Raw genomic sequence first — 16237 nt, forward strand, 5'->3', positions numbered from 1 at the left:
GGGGCGGTGGGGGGGGGGGGGGGGGGGGGGCTGGTTGTTGCCCACGTTTGGCGAAGGCAGCTGGCGCTACTGCTTCCTGCTGGCGCTGCTCGTCGCCATCCCGCTAATGATCTTCTGGGCAAAATATTCTACCGCCGACCGCATCAACACGCTTTATCAGCATATCGACAGCCAGGGGTTGACGCGCCCGGCGACGCAGGAAAGCAGCCATGTCGCCAAAGGCGAAGGGATGAAGACCTTTTTACGCACCCTGCGCAACCGCAATATTTCGCTGACGGCGGGCAATACCCTGCTGACGCAAATCGTCTATATGGGCATTAACGTTGTACTGCCCCCGTATCTTTATCACGTCTCCGGCCTGTCGCTGGCGGCGTCCGCCGGGCTGAGTATTATCTTCACGCTTACCGGTACCCTGGGTCAGGTAATCTGGCCCTGGCTGTCGGATAGCTTTGGCCGTAAACGAACCCTGATCGTCTGCGGTCTGTGGATGAGTATCGGCATTGCGCTGTTCTATTTCGCCACCAATATGCCGCGCCTTATCGCCATTCAGCTATTTTTTGGCCTGGTGGCCAACGCCGTGTGGCCTATCTACTACGCCATGGCGTCGGACTCCGCCGAAGAACGCGCCACCTCTACCGCTAACGGAATTATCACCACGGCGATGTTTATCGGCGGCGGCATTTCGCCATTGCTTATGGGCTGGCTCATTCAGTTTGGCGGCGGCTGGGAAAATCCAGCGGGTTATATCTACGCCTTCTTTACCATGGCGGGATGTGCGCTGCTGGGGATGTTATTACAGCTCATGACCACCGATAAAACGCCGCGCAAAGCGCATTAACGCAGGAGAACGTATGAAGATTGTTATCGCGCTGGATTCGTTTAAAGGTAGCTGCAGCGCGCAGGCCGCTTGCGCAGCGGTAGCCCAGGGATTGCGCCGGGTTGACCAGACGCTGGAGCTGGTCGAAATGCCCGTGTCCGACGGCGGAGAGGGACTGCTGTCGACTCTGGCGGATAGTCCGTTGCTTAAAGGGGCGGTGTGGCAACAGCAGCGCTGTACCTCGCCTTATGGGCTCTTCCTGCAGGCGGATTTCCTGATCCTGCCCGGCGAGCGGGCCATTATCGAGATGGCGCAAAGCTGTGGGCTCGAACTCACGCCGCCAGCGCAGCGGGATGTGCGTCAGGCCAGCAGCTACGGGCTGGGCGAACAGGTAAAGGCGGCGCTGGACGCCGGGTGTCGGCACTTGATTATCGGCCTGGGCGGCAGCGCGACCAACGATGGCGGCATCGGTTTTGCCCAGGCGCTCGGCGCACGATTCTGGCGTAAGGACGGCACCCTGCTGCCGGCTCCCGCGGCAGGTCAGGACCTGGCGCATATTCAGCGCATCGATTTGAGCGGTCTGGACCCGCGTCTACAGCAAAGCGAAATACAGGTCTCCTGCGATGTCACTAACCCTCTGCTTGGCGAGCATGGCGCCACCTGGGTGTATGGGGCGCAGAAAGGCGCGGACGAGGCGGCGCTCTGCGAACTGGAGGCGGGAATGGCGCATTATAGCCAGCTGCTTACGCAAACCCTCGGATTCGACGTCAGCGAGCGGCCCGGCGCCGGGGCCGCGGGCGGTATGGGGGCTGCGCTTATCGCCTATACCGGCGCCACGCTGCGTCCGGGCATTGACCTGGTGCTGGAGCTGCTTAACGCCGACGACCATCTTCGCGATGCCGCGCTGACGATCGTGGGTGAAGGCTGGCTCGATCGGCAGAGCGCCTTTGGTAAGGCTCCGGTGGGCGTGGCAGGCAAAGCCGCACGCCATGGCGTGCCGGTTGTGGCCCTTTGCGGCGGGCGTGATGAGAGCAGCCGGCAATTATATCAACACCATATTGACGCAATGTGGTCTATTTGCCAGCGCCCTATGGCGCTGGCAGAGTCGATGAACACATGCGAACCGCTCCTCGCCGACGCCGCGGAGAATGTTCTACGAACCTTTCTGAGCGGGTGGCGCGGAGAGGCACATAAGCGGATAACTGTATGATTATTACAACAGCGCTGGCTAATGAAATTGTCGCCCGGGCAATGGCGATAATTCATCATAACGTGAATGTGATTGACCATCATGGACAGATCATTGCCTCAGGTGAACGGCATCGTATCGGCGAACAGCATGAAGTCGCCCGGGAGGTAATACGCACCGGGAAACGCATTTGTATTAACAACGCCGCGGAAGCCGCGCGTTTTCACAACGTGCATCCTGGTATTAATCATCCCATTATCTATGACGATCGCGTGGTGATGGTGGTAGGCATCAGCGGCGATCCCGCGGCGATAAGCCGCTATGCTGAACTGGCGGTGCTCACCGCCGAACTGCTGGTCCGCCAGGCCATAGAGATGCGGGAAACCAACTGGCGGCAACGTCTGCGTGACACCTTGTTTTGTCAGTATCTGGAACAAGGGGCTACGCCCGCCGGGCAAGAAGCGCTTCATCGCCTGCTGGAACTTGGTTTCGATTTTGATACACCGCGGGTTCCGATCGTAGTGACCGTGCAGGTCGAACAGCATCAGTTAAGCGACATACTGAGTACGCTGTTGCGGGAATTCTCGCAGCTCTCCGGCGTAAGTGACGTTATTTTGCTGGGCAGCCATGAAATATTGATCCTCAACGCGCTAAGCGAAGCCCAGGAAACCCTGCTGCGGGGCATTGAGTTTGTACTGAGTAATCAGATAAGCCATTACCATATCGGGATTGGCGTGCAGGCGGACAGCGCCCCGGACATTCGCGAGGCCATTCGGTTCGCCCGCTCGGTGATCGAAGTGGGTAGCAAAGTGCAGCCGCAGCGGCAGATCTACTACTTTCGCGAAATGGCAATGCTCTGCCTGTTCAGGGTGCTGGAAGACAGCTATATGGTCAATTTTTTTATCAATAACGTACGCCAGCTGCTTGAGCATGATTCCGGCGAAGTGCTGCTGGATACCCTGAGCAGCTTTATTGCCAATAATGCCGAACCGGGCAAAACGTCGCTGCTGTTGGGGATTCATCGTAATACGCTCACCTATCGGCTGCAGCAAATTAAAAAGCATATACAGCTCGATCCGATGGTCTTCACCGACCTGACGCAGCTGGCGGTGTCGGTACACTGTTATCGCCGGCTGAATCCACGCCAGAGCGAATGGATTGATAGCTTAAGTTAACGTACGGTAGATTCGAATTGATGCCCCATCCGCCAGGATAAGTGGCCACCATGGCCACTTCTTTCCAGGCGTGGGTAGGAAACTACGCTTTTGACGACGGCGACAGCCACTGATATACCGCAGACAAATCCTCTCCGGCATATCCCGCGTCCGCCGCCTGCTGCCACAGTTCGGCGATGTTTTCCAGCCCCGGCATGGTGTGCGGCTCGGCCAGGGAAAGCGCCAGCCGGGCATCTTTCAGGGCATGCGCCAGCTGCATCTGCGGGGTATACTGCTCGCTGGCGATGGCGTCTAGTTTCACTTTGACATAGGGCGCCGCCAGCGGGCCGCCTTCCAGGGCGCTCCACAGCTGGTCGGGGGTGAAGCCCAGCGTCTTCGCCAGCTGGGCGCTTTCCGCGATGCCCTGCATCATCGAAATCAGCCAGGCATTGAGGACCAGCTTCATTTTCTGGCTGTTGCCCGCCTCGCCAAACCACTGCGTCCCGCGGGAGATAGCCGCAAACACCGGTTCGGCAGCGGCGCCCTTTTCCCTATCGCCGCTGGCGAGCACCAGGATCTGTGCCTTCTCCGCTGGGGCTTTGGTCCCCGACACCGGGGCATCGATATAGGTCATCGCTGGCTGAAGTTCCCGCAACAACGCGATGGCCTGCCGGGTCTCCGGCAGGCCAATGGTGCCCATCTGGCAATAGATCGCCTGCGGCTGACAGGCGGGCGCGATTTGCGCCAGTACCTCGAGGGTGGCCTCGCCGTCGGCGAGCATACTGATGATCACCTCGGCATCGGCCACCGCCTGCTGCGGCGTGGCGTGCAGAGATAACCCATGCGCCTGTAAATCTTCGCCGCGGGCTGGCGAACGGTTCCAGCCGGCAACGGTAAAGCCGTTTTTCAGCAGGTTACTGGCAAAAGCGTGTCCCATGGCGCCGAGTCCCAGCACCGCGACCTTTGGTAATGTACTCATCTTGTCTGTCCTGATTCGCGTCTTAATAAAAGCGGACCTCTACTATCGCATCTCTGGCACGGATGTCAGTAGCAATAACGGGCATGAAAAGTGACACTGTCACTGATGTTCTCAAGGCTGACGAAGCCATTCCAGTAAGCGGCGCATCGCTGGCGACAGGCTGGCGTCATCCTGGTAGCACAGGCACAAACGGCGCTGCGCCCAGCGGTCCTGTAACCCGATGACGGCAAACGAATAGCGCTGCCGGTAACGCTCGGCAATAACGCGCGGCAGGATCGCCCCGCCGGCGCCGTGCGCCACCATCTCGCAAAGCCCTGCAAAATGGCTCATCCTGACCCGAACGTTTAGCGCCTGGCCGAGTTCAGCTGCGTGCTGTTCGATATGCTGCTGTAGCGCACTGGTCTGATAGAGGGCGACCAACGGCTCGTTGAGCACCGCCGCAAACGCCACTTCCTCTTTTTCGGCCAGAGGGCGAGCTGGCGGCACGATCAGCACCAGCGGGTCGTCAGCGACGGGATCGAGGCGCAGCGGCCCGGGGTCGACCGCATCGGACACCACTCCGGCCTGCGCCACGCCCGCCAGGATACAGCTGACGATATCCGCGCTGGTGCGTTCTTCGGTTTCGATCTGCACCGCCGGGTGCGCTGCCATCCAGGCGGCGAGCTTCCCCGGCAGAAAAGCCGACATCGCCGAGGTGTTGGCGAACAGGCGCAGCGTCCCCCGCTGACCGCAGGCGAAGGCGTGCATCGCCTGGCGCAGACGCTGCTGCTGCGCAAGAAGCGGGCGGGCATGGCGCGCCAGTACCTCCCCGGCCTCTGTCATCGTCACTCCGCGGGCATGACGGTGCAACAGCGGCACGCCGATCTCGGCCTCCATCTTGCGCAGCCTCTCACTGGCGGACGCCAGGGCCAGATGGGCATTCGCCGCTCCGCCGGTGATACTGCCGGTATCCACGATGGCGATAAATAGCCGCAGATCGGCCAGATCCAGTCGCATCAGGCCCTCCTTTACCTTCGGTTTTTCCGTAGTCTATGGCCAACATACCGCATTGTGGCCCTCACGACCAGCTGTTTCAATGCCCCTTTATACCCTGAAAAGTGAGCCATAATGTTCGATTTACACACGATCTCTTTCCTGTTGATCTTTATTGCCGCCGGGCTGGTCAAAGGGGTGACCGGCATGGGATTGCCCACCGTGGCGATGGGCCTGCTTGGCCTGCTGATGCCGCCGCAGGCCGCAGCGGCGCTGCTGGTGCTTCCCTCGCTGCTCACCAATCTCTGGCAGTTACTGGCAGGCCCGGCGCTGGCGCAGATTGTACGCCGTCTCTGGCTTATGATGACCGGGATTATTATTGGCACGTTGGCCGGATCCTCACTGCTGATCGGCCTCAATCCTCGGTGGTCGGCGCTGGCGCTTGGCGCCGCATTGATAGTCTATGCCGGGTATGCGCTCTGCAGTCCGGTGTTTCAGGTTTCCGGCCGCGTGGAGAAGTGGCTGTCGCCGCTCATGGGCGGGCTGACCGGCGTTATCACCGGGGCGACCGGGGTATTTGTTATTCCGGCCGTTCCCTGGCTACAGGCGCTGGGCTTTCGTCGCGACGAGCTGGTGCAGGCCCTGGGGTTGTCGTTCACCCTTTCCACTCTGGCGTTGGCGGCTGGCCTCGCCCTGCACGATGGCTGGCATGATGATGCATGGCTATTGTCGGCGCTGGCGCTGTTGCCGGCGCTGCTCGGCATGTGGCTGGGAAAGCGGATCCGCTCGCGTCTCAGCCCGCAGCGCTTTCGTCAGGGCTTTCTGTTGTTCCTGCTGGCGCTGGGGATAGAGCTGATCGCCCGGGGATGGCTGGTCTGAATCCTCTAGCGGCGGGTAATGTGCTTCACATTGTACTTACTGGTGTTCTGGTAGATCTCTGAGAAATCGACGATCGCCCGGTTCTGGGCGTAGCTGATCGACTGCACCCGCAGCAGGAGGCTGTTTGGCGCCACCTGCAGCAGCTCCGCCTGCTCACGGGTCGCCAGCACCGGGGTATAGCTGCGGTGGCTCTCGATGATGGTGATATGGCACTCTTTTTTGAAATAGTTGAACTTAGACTGCTCGAGGTTACCCACGCTGAGCCAGGGGAAGGTGGCGAAGGGGATATAGCTGTTTTCCACCAGGATTGGGACCTCATCGATCAGCCGCAGCCGTCTGACGTAATACACTTTCTCCCCCGGCTGGATCTTTAGCTGCTGGGCAATGGCTGGCGGGGCATCAAGCAGCGTAAATTCAATAACTTTGTTACGGTAGTTGGTGACGCCCACCACCTGCATCTGGTAGTTAAAGCCCTCCAGTTCCCCGCCATGATAGTTACTTTTACGCACAATGCAGGTTCCGCTGCCGTGCCGCCGCGCGATCAGCTTTTCTTCCTCCAGTAGCGCCAGCGCTTTGCGCAGCGTCATCACCGAGACCTTCAGCTCCGCGGCGAGCGCTTTTTCGCTGGGCAGCATATCGCCGACGGCATAGTCGTCGCTGTTGATGCGGGTCCTCAGTTCAGTGGCAATCTTTTTATAAATCACTTTTAGATGTCTCAATGGAGTGGCGCCAGTCAACAGTGACCATGAATAACCTCATGTAATTAAATGATTATTTTTATCTTGCAGCGAAAAAATCAACAACGACACATCTATAAATCACGCCATATTTATATATCTGTCCAGCAACAATATATATGACTTTCGTCACAGATGGCCCTTTTCCTGCTCGGGATCCCGGTGGTCTGCTCCTAGTCTGATAAGCCTATTCATCAGGTGATGACAGCGGTCTGCAAAGACGAGAGGACAACCATGATTGGAGTGAAAAAGCTTCAGGACTTTTCCAAGGCGATGATCGGGCCGGTGCTGTATCTGCCAGCTATCGGCCTGTTGATCGCCCTGTTCAGCATGACGACCAACCGGCTGTGGGTGGATGAAAGCAGCGGGCTCTACCTGGTGGGGAAATTTGTCTCCAGTATGCTCTGGGCGCTGATGAACCATCTTGGGTTTCTGTTCTGCCTTGGGCTGGCCAGCGGTCTGGCGAAAACCCGCAAGGCCGAAGCGGCCTTCGTGGCGGCCATGACCTGGCTGATGTACCTGGCGGCGAATAATAGCTGGCTAACCCTCACCCATCGCCTGGCGACCGGAGCCACCAACGCGCAACTGTACGGCAGCGGACAAACCTTTATCTTCGGTTTTCAGGTTATCGATATGGGCGTATTCCTTGGGATTATCCTTGGCTGCGCTGTCGCCTTTGTCCATAATCGCGTGGTTGGGATTGAGTTTCGCGGCGCGCTGTCGATCTACGGCAACAGTAAGCTGGTGCTGATCGTGATGTTGCCGCTGGTTGGCATGTTCGCCATCGCCACCGTCTATCTCTGGCCGGTAGTGGAGCTGGGCATCTCGGCGCTGACCGGCTTTATGAAATCCTTTGGCGCCATCGGGGTCTTCCTGTACGGCTTTCTCAACCGGTTCCTGATCCCCACCGGGCTGCATCATCTGATCTGGTCGCCGTTCGTTTTTACCTCTATCGGCGGTCAGCTGCTGATCGATGGTCAGACCGTCATTGGCGCTAAGCCTATTTTCCTGGCCGAAATCGCCCGCCACCCCGTTGACGCGCTCAGTGATTCCGCCCGTTTCCTCACCTATGGGATGGTGAAGATTTTTGGCACCGCCGGCATGGCGCTCGCCTTCTACCGTACGGCGAAAGCGGAGAATAAGCAGCGGCTGAAAGTCACGCTGATCCCCTTGATTGTTACCTCCGTCCTGGTGGGGATCACCGAACCTTTTGAGTTTCTCTTTATCTTCACCGCCCCATTGCTGTGGCTTATCTACTCCCTGCTGGACGGTTTTTTCCAGATGCTGGCCTGGCTGCTTCACGTCAGGGTCTGCGCCACTAACGGCCTCATCGATTTCGTCGTCTATAACCTCCCGGCGGGAGTCGGCGCGACGCGCTGGCCGGTGTTTGTCGCCCTCGGTCTGCTGGAAACCGCGACCATGTACCTGGTCGGCACCTTCTGTATTACCCGTCTGCGGCTGCTCACCCCGGGCCGCGAAACCGCAGCCGAAGATGAGCATTCGCAACAGGCTAATAGCGAGCATCCGGATAAAGGCGCGCTGGTGATTGCCGGGCTGGGAGGGAAAGAGAATGTCTGTGCGGTGGGCAACTGTTTTACCCGTCTGCGGGTTGATGTGCGGGACCCCGCCCTTATCCAGCAGACGCTGTTGAAAGAGAGCGGCGGGAGCAGCGTGCTGATTAAAGGAAACCATGTCCAGGTTATCTATGGCCTGGGAGTTAACAAAATTCGAACGGCGGTCAACGCCAGTCTGGGTGTTATTGAATAACGAGGTGGTAAATGAAAGATAATTTTGTGGTCACCATTGCCGGCGGCGGCAGTACTTATACCCCTGGGATTGTGATGATGTTACTGGAAAATATGTCGCGCTTTCCCCTGCGGGAGATCCGTCTGTATGACAACCATCACCAGCGTCAGAAGACTATCGGCGACGCCTGCGCCATCCTGGTGGCTGAACGCTTCCCACAGGTGAAGTTCAGCTATACCACCGATCCGCAGGCGGCCTTTACCGACGTCGATTTCGTGATGGCGCATATTCGCGTTGGCCTGTATGAGATGCGGGAAAAGGATGAAAAGATCCCGCTGAAATATGGCGTGCCGGGCCAGGAGACCTGTGGTCCGGGTGGGATTGCCTACGGTATGCGCTCGATTGCCGGGGTGCTGGAGCTGGTCGATTATATGCAGCAGTACGCACCAGGGGCCTGGATGCTCAACTACTCCAACCCGGCGGCTATCGTCGCGGAAGCGACCCGTCGCCTGCGGCCCGACGGGCGCATCATCAACATTTGCGATATGCCGGTGGCTATCGAGGGTCTGTTCGCCGACATCCTCGGCCTGCCGTCGCGCAAAGCGCTGAACGTTCGTTACTATGGCCTGAACCACTTCGGCTGGTGGACCAGCATCACCGATAAAGCCGGTAACGATTTGATGCCGGCGCTGAAGCGTCACGTGGCGGAGCAGGGATACAGCAGCCCAAAAGAAGACTTTCAGCATAAGGCGCCGAGTTGGATCGAGACCTTTAAAAAGGTGAAGGATGTGTTTGCCCTCGATCCGACGACGCTGCCTAACACCTATCTGAAATACTATCTCTACCCGGACTATGAAGTGGCGCATTCCGACCCGGAGTTTACGCGGGCCAACGAGGTGATGGCCGGACGCGAAAAAGAGGTCTTTGATATGGCCCGGGAGATCACCCGTCGCGGCACGGCGGAAGGCGCGCATTTCCATGCCGGGGCCCATGCCACCTTTATCGTCGACCTCGCCTGCGCCATCGCCTTTAACACCCAGGAGCGGATGCTGTTGATCGTCGAGAACAACGGAGCCATCGCCAACTTCGATGAGACGGCGATGGTGGAAGTCCCCTGCCTGGTGGGCGTTAATGGTCCGGAACCGCTGGCGATGGGGAAAATCCCGTCATTCCAGAAAGGGTTGATGGAGCAGCAGGTGGCAGTTGAGAAACTGGTGGTTGACGCCTGGATTGAGGGCAGTTACCAGAAACTGTGGCAGGCCATCGCCCTGTCGAAAACGGTGCCCAGCGCTTCGGTGGCGAAAGCCATCCTCGATGAACTGATCGTCGCCAACGAAGGCTACTGGCCCGCACTGCACTGATCTTTTTCGTGATGGGTAAGATGCAGAGAATCCACCTTCTCTGCATTTTTACCCGGTGTTTCCCCCGGTGATGCATTCATCCTTAACCTCCGCCCCCGTGGGCAAAGCGAATCGCTCATTTCCCCCTTCAGACCGGAGGTAAAAGGCCTCTATCTTCATTTTGCCCCGATCGTGACAATGAAATATAAATTCTATTCTTCAATATTATGGCGTAAAAATGTGATCTGCGTAGTATTCTTCGATTTACATTAACCCACTGAAAACAACATCGTTATTACCTCACTGTAAATTTAACCTGCTTTTCATGGGGATATACTCCCTTTAGCCTTTGTGATTGGCTTCATGCATTTACCATTCTGCAACACTGAATTGAAATTAAATTTTCATAATGTGATCTTGTTGCATGTTCATTCCATTTCTTTGTGCCATATTCTTACCACGGTAAATCGCCGGAGCGACAGCAACGTGCCACACCAGAGCGCTGTTCATCGGCAAATGTCGTCGCGACTGACGCACTAAAGACCGCTAACCCGCAAAGGAGAACGGATATCGACTACATCCATGTCAACACCAAGCCGTAAACCTCTTTGACCGCCATTGCTTAGCGTACCCTGCCTTGTGCTGAGCAATTACACAAAGAAGAAAATCATTTAATTCAGTTAGATACGACAACACAGGCGTGATAAATCCTGACTGGGGAGATGTATTTTTATCTTGTGTCGTTCAACAAAATAAAGGGACTACCATGTCATTTATAACAAACCTGAACCAGCAACAGAGAAAACGACTTCATCAGATCACCTTAGTGGCCACCTTCGGCGGCCTGCTTTTCGGTTACGACACCGGCGTTATCAACGGCGCCTTTTCCTCACTGAAGCAGTACATGGCGCTGACCCCAACCACCGAAGGGCTGGTAATGAGCGTTCTGCTGGTCGGCGCCGCGCTGGGCAGCGTGTTTGGCGGCAAATTTGCCGATTACTTCGGCCGGCGTAAATATTTACTCTTTCTCTCCTTTGTTTTTCTCATCGGCGCGTTGCTTTCCGCCGCGGCACCCGATATCACTACGCTGCTGATTGCCCGCGCCCTGCTGGGCTATGCCGTCGGCGGCGCTTCGGTCACCGCCCCCACTTTTATTTCAGAAGTGGCGCCTACCGAGATGCGCGGCAAGCTGACCGGCCTGAATGAAGTCGCCATCGTCATTGGCCAGCTGGCGGCATTTGCCATCAACGCGATCATTGGCATCATCTGGGGCCATCTGCCGGACGTCTGGCGCTATATGCTGCTGGTACAAGCGATTCCGGCCATCTGCCTGTTCGTTGGCATGTGGCGCGCGCCGGAAAGCCCGCGCTGGCTGATCAGCAAAAATCGTCATGATGAAGCGCTGCATATCCTCAAACAAATCCGCCCGGCGGAACGCGCGCAGAAGGAGTACGATGACATCTCTACCCTGATCAAAATTGAAGCTGGTAATAAGTACAGCGCCCAGAGCACCTTTGCGACGATTGTCAAAACACCCTGGATCCTCAAAATTTTGCTGGTCGGCATTACCTGGGCCGCACTGCAGCAAACCACCGGCGTTAACGTCATTATGTATTACGGTACGGAAATCCTGAGTGCCGCCGGTTTCTCAGAGCGTACTTCGCTGATCTGCAACGTGCTGAACGGTGTTTTCTCCGTGGGCGGTATGCTGATCGGGGTACTGTTCCTTGTCGACCGCTTCAAACGTAAGACAATCATCATCTACGGTTTCGCCATTATGGCAACCCTGCATCTGATTATCGCCGCTGTCGATTACACCCTGGTGGGTGACCTGAAAGCTACCGCCATCTGGCTGCTGGGCGCGCTGTTCGTCGGCGTGATGCAGGGCTCCATGGGCTTTATTACCTGGGTGGTATTAGCCGAACTGTTCCCGCTGAAATTCCGCGGACTGTCGATGGGGATCTCGGTATTTTTCATGTGGATCATGAACGCGGTGGTCAGCTATCTGTTCCCGCTGCTGCAGGCAAAACTGGGCCTTGGACCAGTCTTCTTTATCTTCGCCGCCATTAACTATTTAGCCATTCTTTTCGTGGTCTTTGCCCTGCCCGAGACCTCCAATAAATCGCTTGAGCAGTTAGAAGCAGAGCTGTCAGCAAACCATGAAGATAAAAAATCCACTCGTCTCACCAGGGAGGTTGGTTATGATCGATAACATCACGCTGGATAATCTGCATATTGGCTGCAAAGCCAGTAATAAAGCGGAAGTCATCGCCATGATCGGCGCGGAGTTTAAAGCCAAAGGCTATGTCAATCAGGAATGTGTCCACTTTCTGCTGGAGCGTGAACATCAGGTCTCGACCTTTTTAGGCAATGGCATCACCCTGCCGCATTTGCCGAAATCCGCGACGGATATCATCCTTAAAACCGGGATTGAGATCTATCAGTTTCCTGATGGCGTAATCTGGGATCGGAGCAATGTAATGTTTATTGCCATCGGCGTGATCGCGAAAGAGAAAGAGCATATTGACGTACTCAAGGAAATTGCCTCGATATTTAGCGATGAGCTGATCGCTAACGCACTGTCATTAATCTCCGACAAACATGATTTCCTGAAAATTCTGCAGCATAACGCCTTGCCCCATTAAGTATGACACCGACCGGAGCTCTGGCCCCGGTCGGATTTTCACCCCTCCCCCAGCAAACATGGCGAATAATCTGATTCTCCCGGTTATAACCTCAATGGTAATAATAACCAGAGAAACCAACGTATTGCTACTTGCTTGAAGTACGCACGTTACCGCAGGTATCTCATAACTAAAATCCCGTTAAAACAATGAGATAAATATTCTCCAGGGCTACTGATCCTCAGGTTTATTGCTCGCGCTGTTAGCACCGTACGCCAGTGATTCCTGCGGTATTCCATTAGTTTTGATTTATATCAATACCTGTTCGATCGTTAAAATGCATTTTACAGCGCGATTATTTTAGCAGGGTGAATACGACATTGGTTTTACGATTGGGATATTTATTTAGCCGACCCGCAAGTCTGTGGGGATGGCTGATGTGTAATGCGTTTAACGGTATTGCGATTGTCCTCTGCTTTCGTGGCATAAGCATCGTCACCGATTTCAGCGAGGCGATCTGGCAGGTCATCATCACGCTGGCTATTATCATATCAACCTGGTACAGCGCTAACTATTTTGCTGCGCTGGAAGCTCGACGCGATAAACGACGCTATCTGCTGCTGGCCTGGGTGGTCATGACCATTCTGTTGAATTTTATTCACCTTGGCGGTGGTTAACGCCATTTATTAAAGGATCATACCATGACGCTGGCGATGCTGTTGGTGCTTATCAGCCACCATAAAGGGCTGACGCTCTTGCTGATCGTAATTATTGCGCTGCTGTTTATTGCGCTCACTCCGCTGGTCAAAAAACTGTTGAGTCACCTTCACGATCGTTCCTGAATTTTCTTTTATGACCGCCTACAGGGGGCCTTCTCTTCGTCATCTCCGTTTATCCCGTCACCCGCTCCCCCAGCATACAGTTTGTGGCAACGCCAGAAAAAGAAATGAGAACCATTATCATAAAAGCTGTGCTAACGTGTCAGCCCAACAATAACGCCAGAAGCAACAAAACAGGGGGACAGACGAGGTGAAGTTGAGTTCAGGGAGCATCACAACAGGTCGTACGAGCGGGCTGCTGACGCTGGCGATTGGCGCACTCTTCTACAGCAGCGGCAGTATTGCCCGGCCGGATCTTCAGCCGCTGGGGCCGAACATTGCGGATAAAGGGTCGGCGTTTTACCACTTTACGCAACGCCAGTATGACTCTGCCGATGGCGAACGTCACTACCGGGTATGGACCGCAGTGCCGGACAAAGCCCCGCCCGCCGCCGGCTATCCGGTACTGTATATGTTGGATGGCAACGCGGTGATGGATAAACTCGACGACGCGTTTCTGCAGCAGCTCTTCGCCGGCTCCCCGCCGGTGATCGTCGCTATCGGCTACCAGACCGCGCTGCCCTTTGATACCGCAGCCCGTGCCTGGGATTACACCCCACCGCTAAAGACGCATGAGCCTCGCGCCGGGAAACCCGCGCTACCGCCGCGTAAAACCGGGGGCAATGATGTTTTTCGCCAACTGCTGACCGAAACGATGGTTCCCCAGACGGAAGCTAACCTGAAAATAGATCCCCACCAGCGCGCTATCTGGGGCCACTCCTACGGCGGATTGTTTGTGCTCGACGCGTGGAGGAAGGCTTCGCTGTTCGGGATCTACTATTCCGCCAGCCCGTCGCTAGGTCAGGCCCTGCAATCGCCTTTGCAGGCAAGCCAAAGTCTTGATGCCGTCCGCTTTCGCGGGAAATCGCTGTACCTACTCGAGGGTGACGGTAAAGCCCGTGGAGAGCCGTCCGGGCACGAGGCCTCGCTTGAGGTGTTGCGTCAAACCCAACAGCAGCTTGCCAGTAAAGGGTTGACCGTAGCCTTCTGGCGCTACCCCGGCCTGACGCACGGTCAGATGTTCGAGGTCTCGCTGCGTTCGGCGCTGCTGCATCTTTCCGGGCAGGCAGCGCTTGCGCATCAGTAACGCCCTTACGCCCACCAGCGGAGGGTGGGCGCATCAGCGCCGGTCGGGCAGGTGTTTGATATCGACCGGCTCGCCGAACAGAAATCCCTGCATCTCGTCACATCCCTCCTCTTCGAGGATCTGCAGTTGTCCAGCCGTTTCCACCCCCTCGGCGATAAGCGGCGTATTGATCGAATTGCCCAGCGAAATAATGGCTCGCACGAATGAGCGTACCTGAGGGTTGCTCTCCACATCTGTCATAAAGCTGCGGTCGAGTTTGATGACGTCGAAATGAAAATCGCGCAGCATGCTCAGGGAGGAGTAACCGGTGCCAAAGTCATCCAGCGCAATACTGATCCCCATTTTTTGCAGATGATGCAGAACGCTGAACGCCAGCTGTTTATTGATCACAAACGCCGTTTCGGTGACCTCAAACTCCAGCAGACTGACCGGGTAGGCGGTACGCATCAGGATCTCGCGAACTTTTTCGATAAAGCTACGATGGCGCAACTGCACCGGAGAGATATTGACCGAAACTTTTCTGTTCAAACCATTTTCCAGCGATTCGTTACACACCTGCTCGAGCACCCAGTAACCTAAGGGCACGATGGCGCCGCTCTCTTCGGCGATGGGAATAAACACGTCCGGCGGGATCGTCCCCAGCTGCGGATGCTGCCAGCGCAGCAGCGCCTCGTAACCGGTGATGCTACGATCTTTGATGTTGCGGATAGCCTGATAGTGGAGCGAAAACTCCCCGGCGTGAATACCGCGCCGGATATCGGCGGCCATCATATTGCGCTGCCGCGTCTTGTCATCCATTTCACGTTCATACCAGCAAATCTTATGGTCGAGGCTGCTTTTTGCCCGATACATAGCCAGATCGGAATTGCTCAGTATCGTATTAATATCCGTGCCGTCTTCCGGGTAGACTGAGATGCCAATGCTGGCGGAGAGAACCACTTCCGTCGCGGCAAACGTCTGCTTACCGCTGAAGCAGTGCCACAGGCGCGCAGCAAAGGCATCCACTTCCCCCTCATCGGAAAAAGGTTTAACGGCCACAAACTCATCGCCGCCGAAGCGGGCGACCATCTCCTCCTTCTGCAGCGTTTTGAGCACGGCGCCCGCCACGCGCTGCAGCAGCTGGTCACCAATCAGATGGCCCTGCAGATCGTTAATCTCTTTAAATTTGTCTAAATCGATCGTGAAAATGGCAAAGCGGCGGGCATCATTTCCAGTGATCAGCTTCTCCACCCGTTCAAAAAACTCCACCCGATTGGGTAAACCGGTTAACGCATCGTAGCGCGCCATCCAGGCGATGCGGTCGTTAATCGCCTTCTGTTCACTAATGTCGCGGGTAATTTTGGCAAAACCCAGCAGGGTGTTCTGCTCATCGCGGATAGTATCGATCATGACATGCGCCCAGAATCGGGACCCGTCTTTGCGATACCGCCAGCCTTCCCCTTCAAACTGCCCGCTACGCAGGGCGATTTCCAGGTTTTTTGCGGGTACACCGGAGAGTTGCTCAGCTTCGCTATAGAAGAGACCGAAGTAGCGACCGATGATCTCGTCGCTCAGGTACCCTTTTGCCCGGCGGGCGCCCTCATTCCAGCTAATGACCGTGCCGTCGGCGCTCAGCATATAGATGGCATAATCTTTAACGCTTTCAATAAAGTGGCGATAGGCAATATCCGTCAGGTGATCGTTACTCATGGTACAGCGCTCTCTGTGGCTCGGTCGTGGCAAAACGCATTAGATATAGCAGAATTACGCCTATTAAGAATACAAGGAGATAGCCTTTTGTTGGCCTCTTTCTGACCCGGACACCGCAGTAGGCGCGGCGGACGCTCTCGTTAAGC

Annotated in this window: 14 protein-coding genes and 1 pseudogene; 11 read left to right on the forward strand and 4 right to left on the reverse strand. The window is 56.2% G+C overall.

Going from position 1 to position 16237, the window contains the following annotated elements; all coding sequences use genetic code 11:
• From HMPREF9538_RS12820 to HMPREF9538_RS12810, 3 genes and pseudogenes are all read left to right on the forward strand, one after another.
• Nucleotides 1–838, forward strand: a pseudogene (locus tag HMPREF9538_RS12820) (MFS transporter); the annotation flags it as partial.
• A gap of 13 nt (nt 839–851) precedes the next feature.
• Entirely contained in the window at nt 852–2027 is a 1176-nt protein-coding gene (locus tag HMPREF9538_RS12815) for a glycerate kinase (protein WP_009485232.1), read from the forward strand.
• Complete coding sequence (locus HMPREF9538_RS12810; RefSeq protein ID WP_002904834.1) at nt 2024–3181, forward strand: CdaR family transcriptional regulator; 1158 nt, start codon at nt 2024–2026, stop codon at nt 3179–3181. Before HMPREF9538_RS12815 ends, HMPREF9538_RS12810 begins: the two co-directional genes overlap by 4 nt.
• 82 nt (nt 3182–3263) lie before the next feature.
• On the opposite strand, the gene HMPREF9538_RS12805 is transcribed toward HMPREF9538_RS12810, so the two are convergent.
• The gene (locus HMPREF9538_RS12805; protein ID WP_009485233.1) at nt 3264–4139 is read right to left on the reverse strand and encodes an NAD(P)-dependent oxidoreductase; all 876 of its coding nucleotides are present in this window, start codon (nt 4137–4139) and stop codon (nt 3264–3266) included.
• A gap of 111 nt (nt 4140–4250) precedes the next feature.
• Nucleotides 4251–5135, reverse strand: coding sequence for a LysR family transcriptional regulator (locus tag HMPREF9538_RS12800; RefSeq protein WP_002904829.1), 885 nt, complete (start codon nt 5133–5135; stop codon nt 4251–4253).
• Between the two features lie 111 nt (nt 5136–5246).
• On the opposite strand from HMPREF9538_RS12800, the gene HMPREF9538_RS12795 reads away from it, so the two are divergent.
• Nucleotides 5247–5990, forward strand: coding sequence for a sulfite exporter TauE/SafE family protein (locus HMPREF9538_RS12795; protein WP_004190138.1), 744 nt, complete (start codon nt 5247–5249; stop codon nt 5988–5990).
• A gap of 5 nt (nt 5991–5995) precedes the next feature.
• On the opposite strand, the gene HMPREF9538_RS12790 is transcribed toward HMPREF9538_RS12795, so the two are convergent.
• Nucleotides 5996–6694 carry a GntR family transcriptional regulator gene (locus HMPREF9538_RS12790; protein ID WP_002904825.1) on the reverse strand — a complete coding sequence of 233 codons (699 nt, stop codon included), beginning with the start codon at nt 6692–6694 and terminating at the stop codon, nt 5996–5998.
• Nucleotides 6695–6961: 267 nt separating this feature from the next.
• Between HMPREF9538_RS12790 and HMPREF9538_RS12785 the strand changes: the two genes are divergently transcribed.
• From HMPREF9538_RS12785 to iroE, 7 genes are all read left to right on the forward strand, one after another.
• Nucleotides 6962–8494, forward strand: a complete 1533-nt coding sequence (locus HMPREF9538_RS12785; RefSeq protein ID WP_004190141.1) for a PTS transporter subunit EIIC — start codon at nt 6962–6964, stop codon at nt 8492–8494.
• Nucleotides 8495–8505: 11 nt separating this feature from the next.
• Complete coding sequence (locus HMPREF9538_RS12780; RefSeq protein WP_009485235.1) at nt 8506–9834, forward strand: 6-phospho-alpha-glucosidase; 1329 nt, start codon at nt 8506–8508, stop codon at nt 9832–9834.
• Nucleotides 9835–10579: 745 nt separating this feature from the next.
• A complete protein-coding gene (locus HMPREF9538_RS12775; RefSeq protein WP_004143440.1) occupies nt 10580–12025 on the forward strand; it encodes a sugar porter family MFS transporter in 1446 nt (481 codons plus the stop codon).
• Nucleotides 12015–12458, forward strand: a complete 444-nt coding sequence (locus HMPREF9538_RS12770; RefSeq protein ID WP_002904819.1) for a PTS sugar transporter subunit IIA — start codon at nt 12015–12017, stop codon at nt 12456–12458. The genes HMPREF9538_RS12775 and HMPREF9538_RS12770 overlap by 11 nt, the downstream gene beginning before the upstream one ends.
• A 416-nt stretch (nt 12459–12874) precedes the next feature.
• Nucleotides 12875–13114 carry a hypothetical protein gene (locus HMPREF9538_RS12765; RefSeq protein WP_009485237.1) on the forward strand — a complete coding sequence of 80 codons (240 nt, stop codon included), beginning with the start codon at nt 12875–12877 and terminating at the stop codon, nt 13112–13114.
• Nucleotides 13115–13138: 24 nt separating this feature from the next.
• On the forward strand, nt 13139–13279 hold the full coding sequence (locus HMPREF9538_RS32260) for a hypothetical protein (RefSeq protein ID WP_002904814.1): 141 nt from the start codon (nt 13139–13141) through the stop codon (nt 13277–13279).
• A 187-nt stretch (nt 13280–13466) separates the two neighbouring features.
• Nucleotides 13467–14402 carry a siderophore esterase IroE gene (gene iroE / locus HMPREF9538_RS12755; RefSeq protein WP_004190148.1) on the forward strand — a complete coding sequence of 312 codons (936 nt, stop codon included), beginning with the start codon at nt 13467–13469 and terminating at the stop codon, nt 14400–14402.
• 33 nt (nt 14403–14435) lie between these two features.
• Here the strand turns inward: iroE and HMPREF9538_RS12750 are convergent, their stop codons facing one another.
• A complete protein-coding gene (locus HMPREF9538_RS12750; protein ID WP_004143447.1) occupies nt 14436–16091 on the reverse strand; it encodes a putative bifunctional diguanylate cyclase/phosphodiesterase in 1656 nt (551 codons plus the stop codon).
• Nucleotides 16092–16237 lie beyond the last annotated feature (146 nt).

Source organism: Klebsiella sp. MS 92-3 (assembly GCF_000195655.1).
GTDB lineage: Bacteria > Pseudomonadota > Gammaproteobacteria > Enterobacterales > Enterobacteriaceae > Klebsiella > Klebsiella pneumoniae.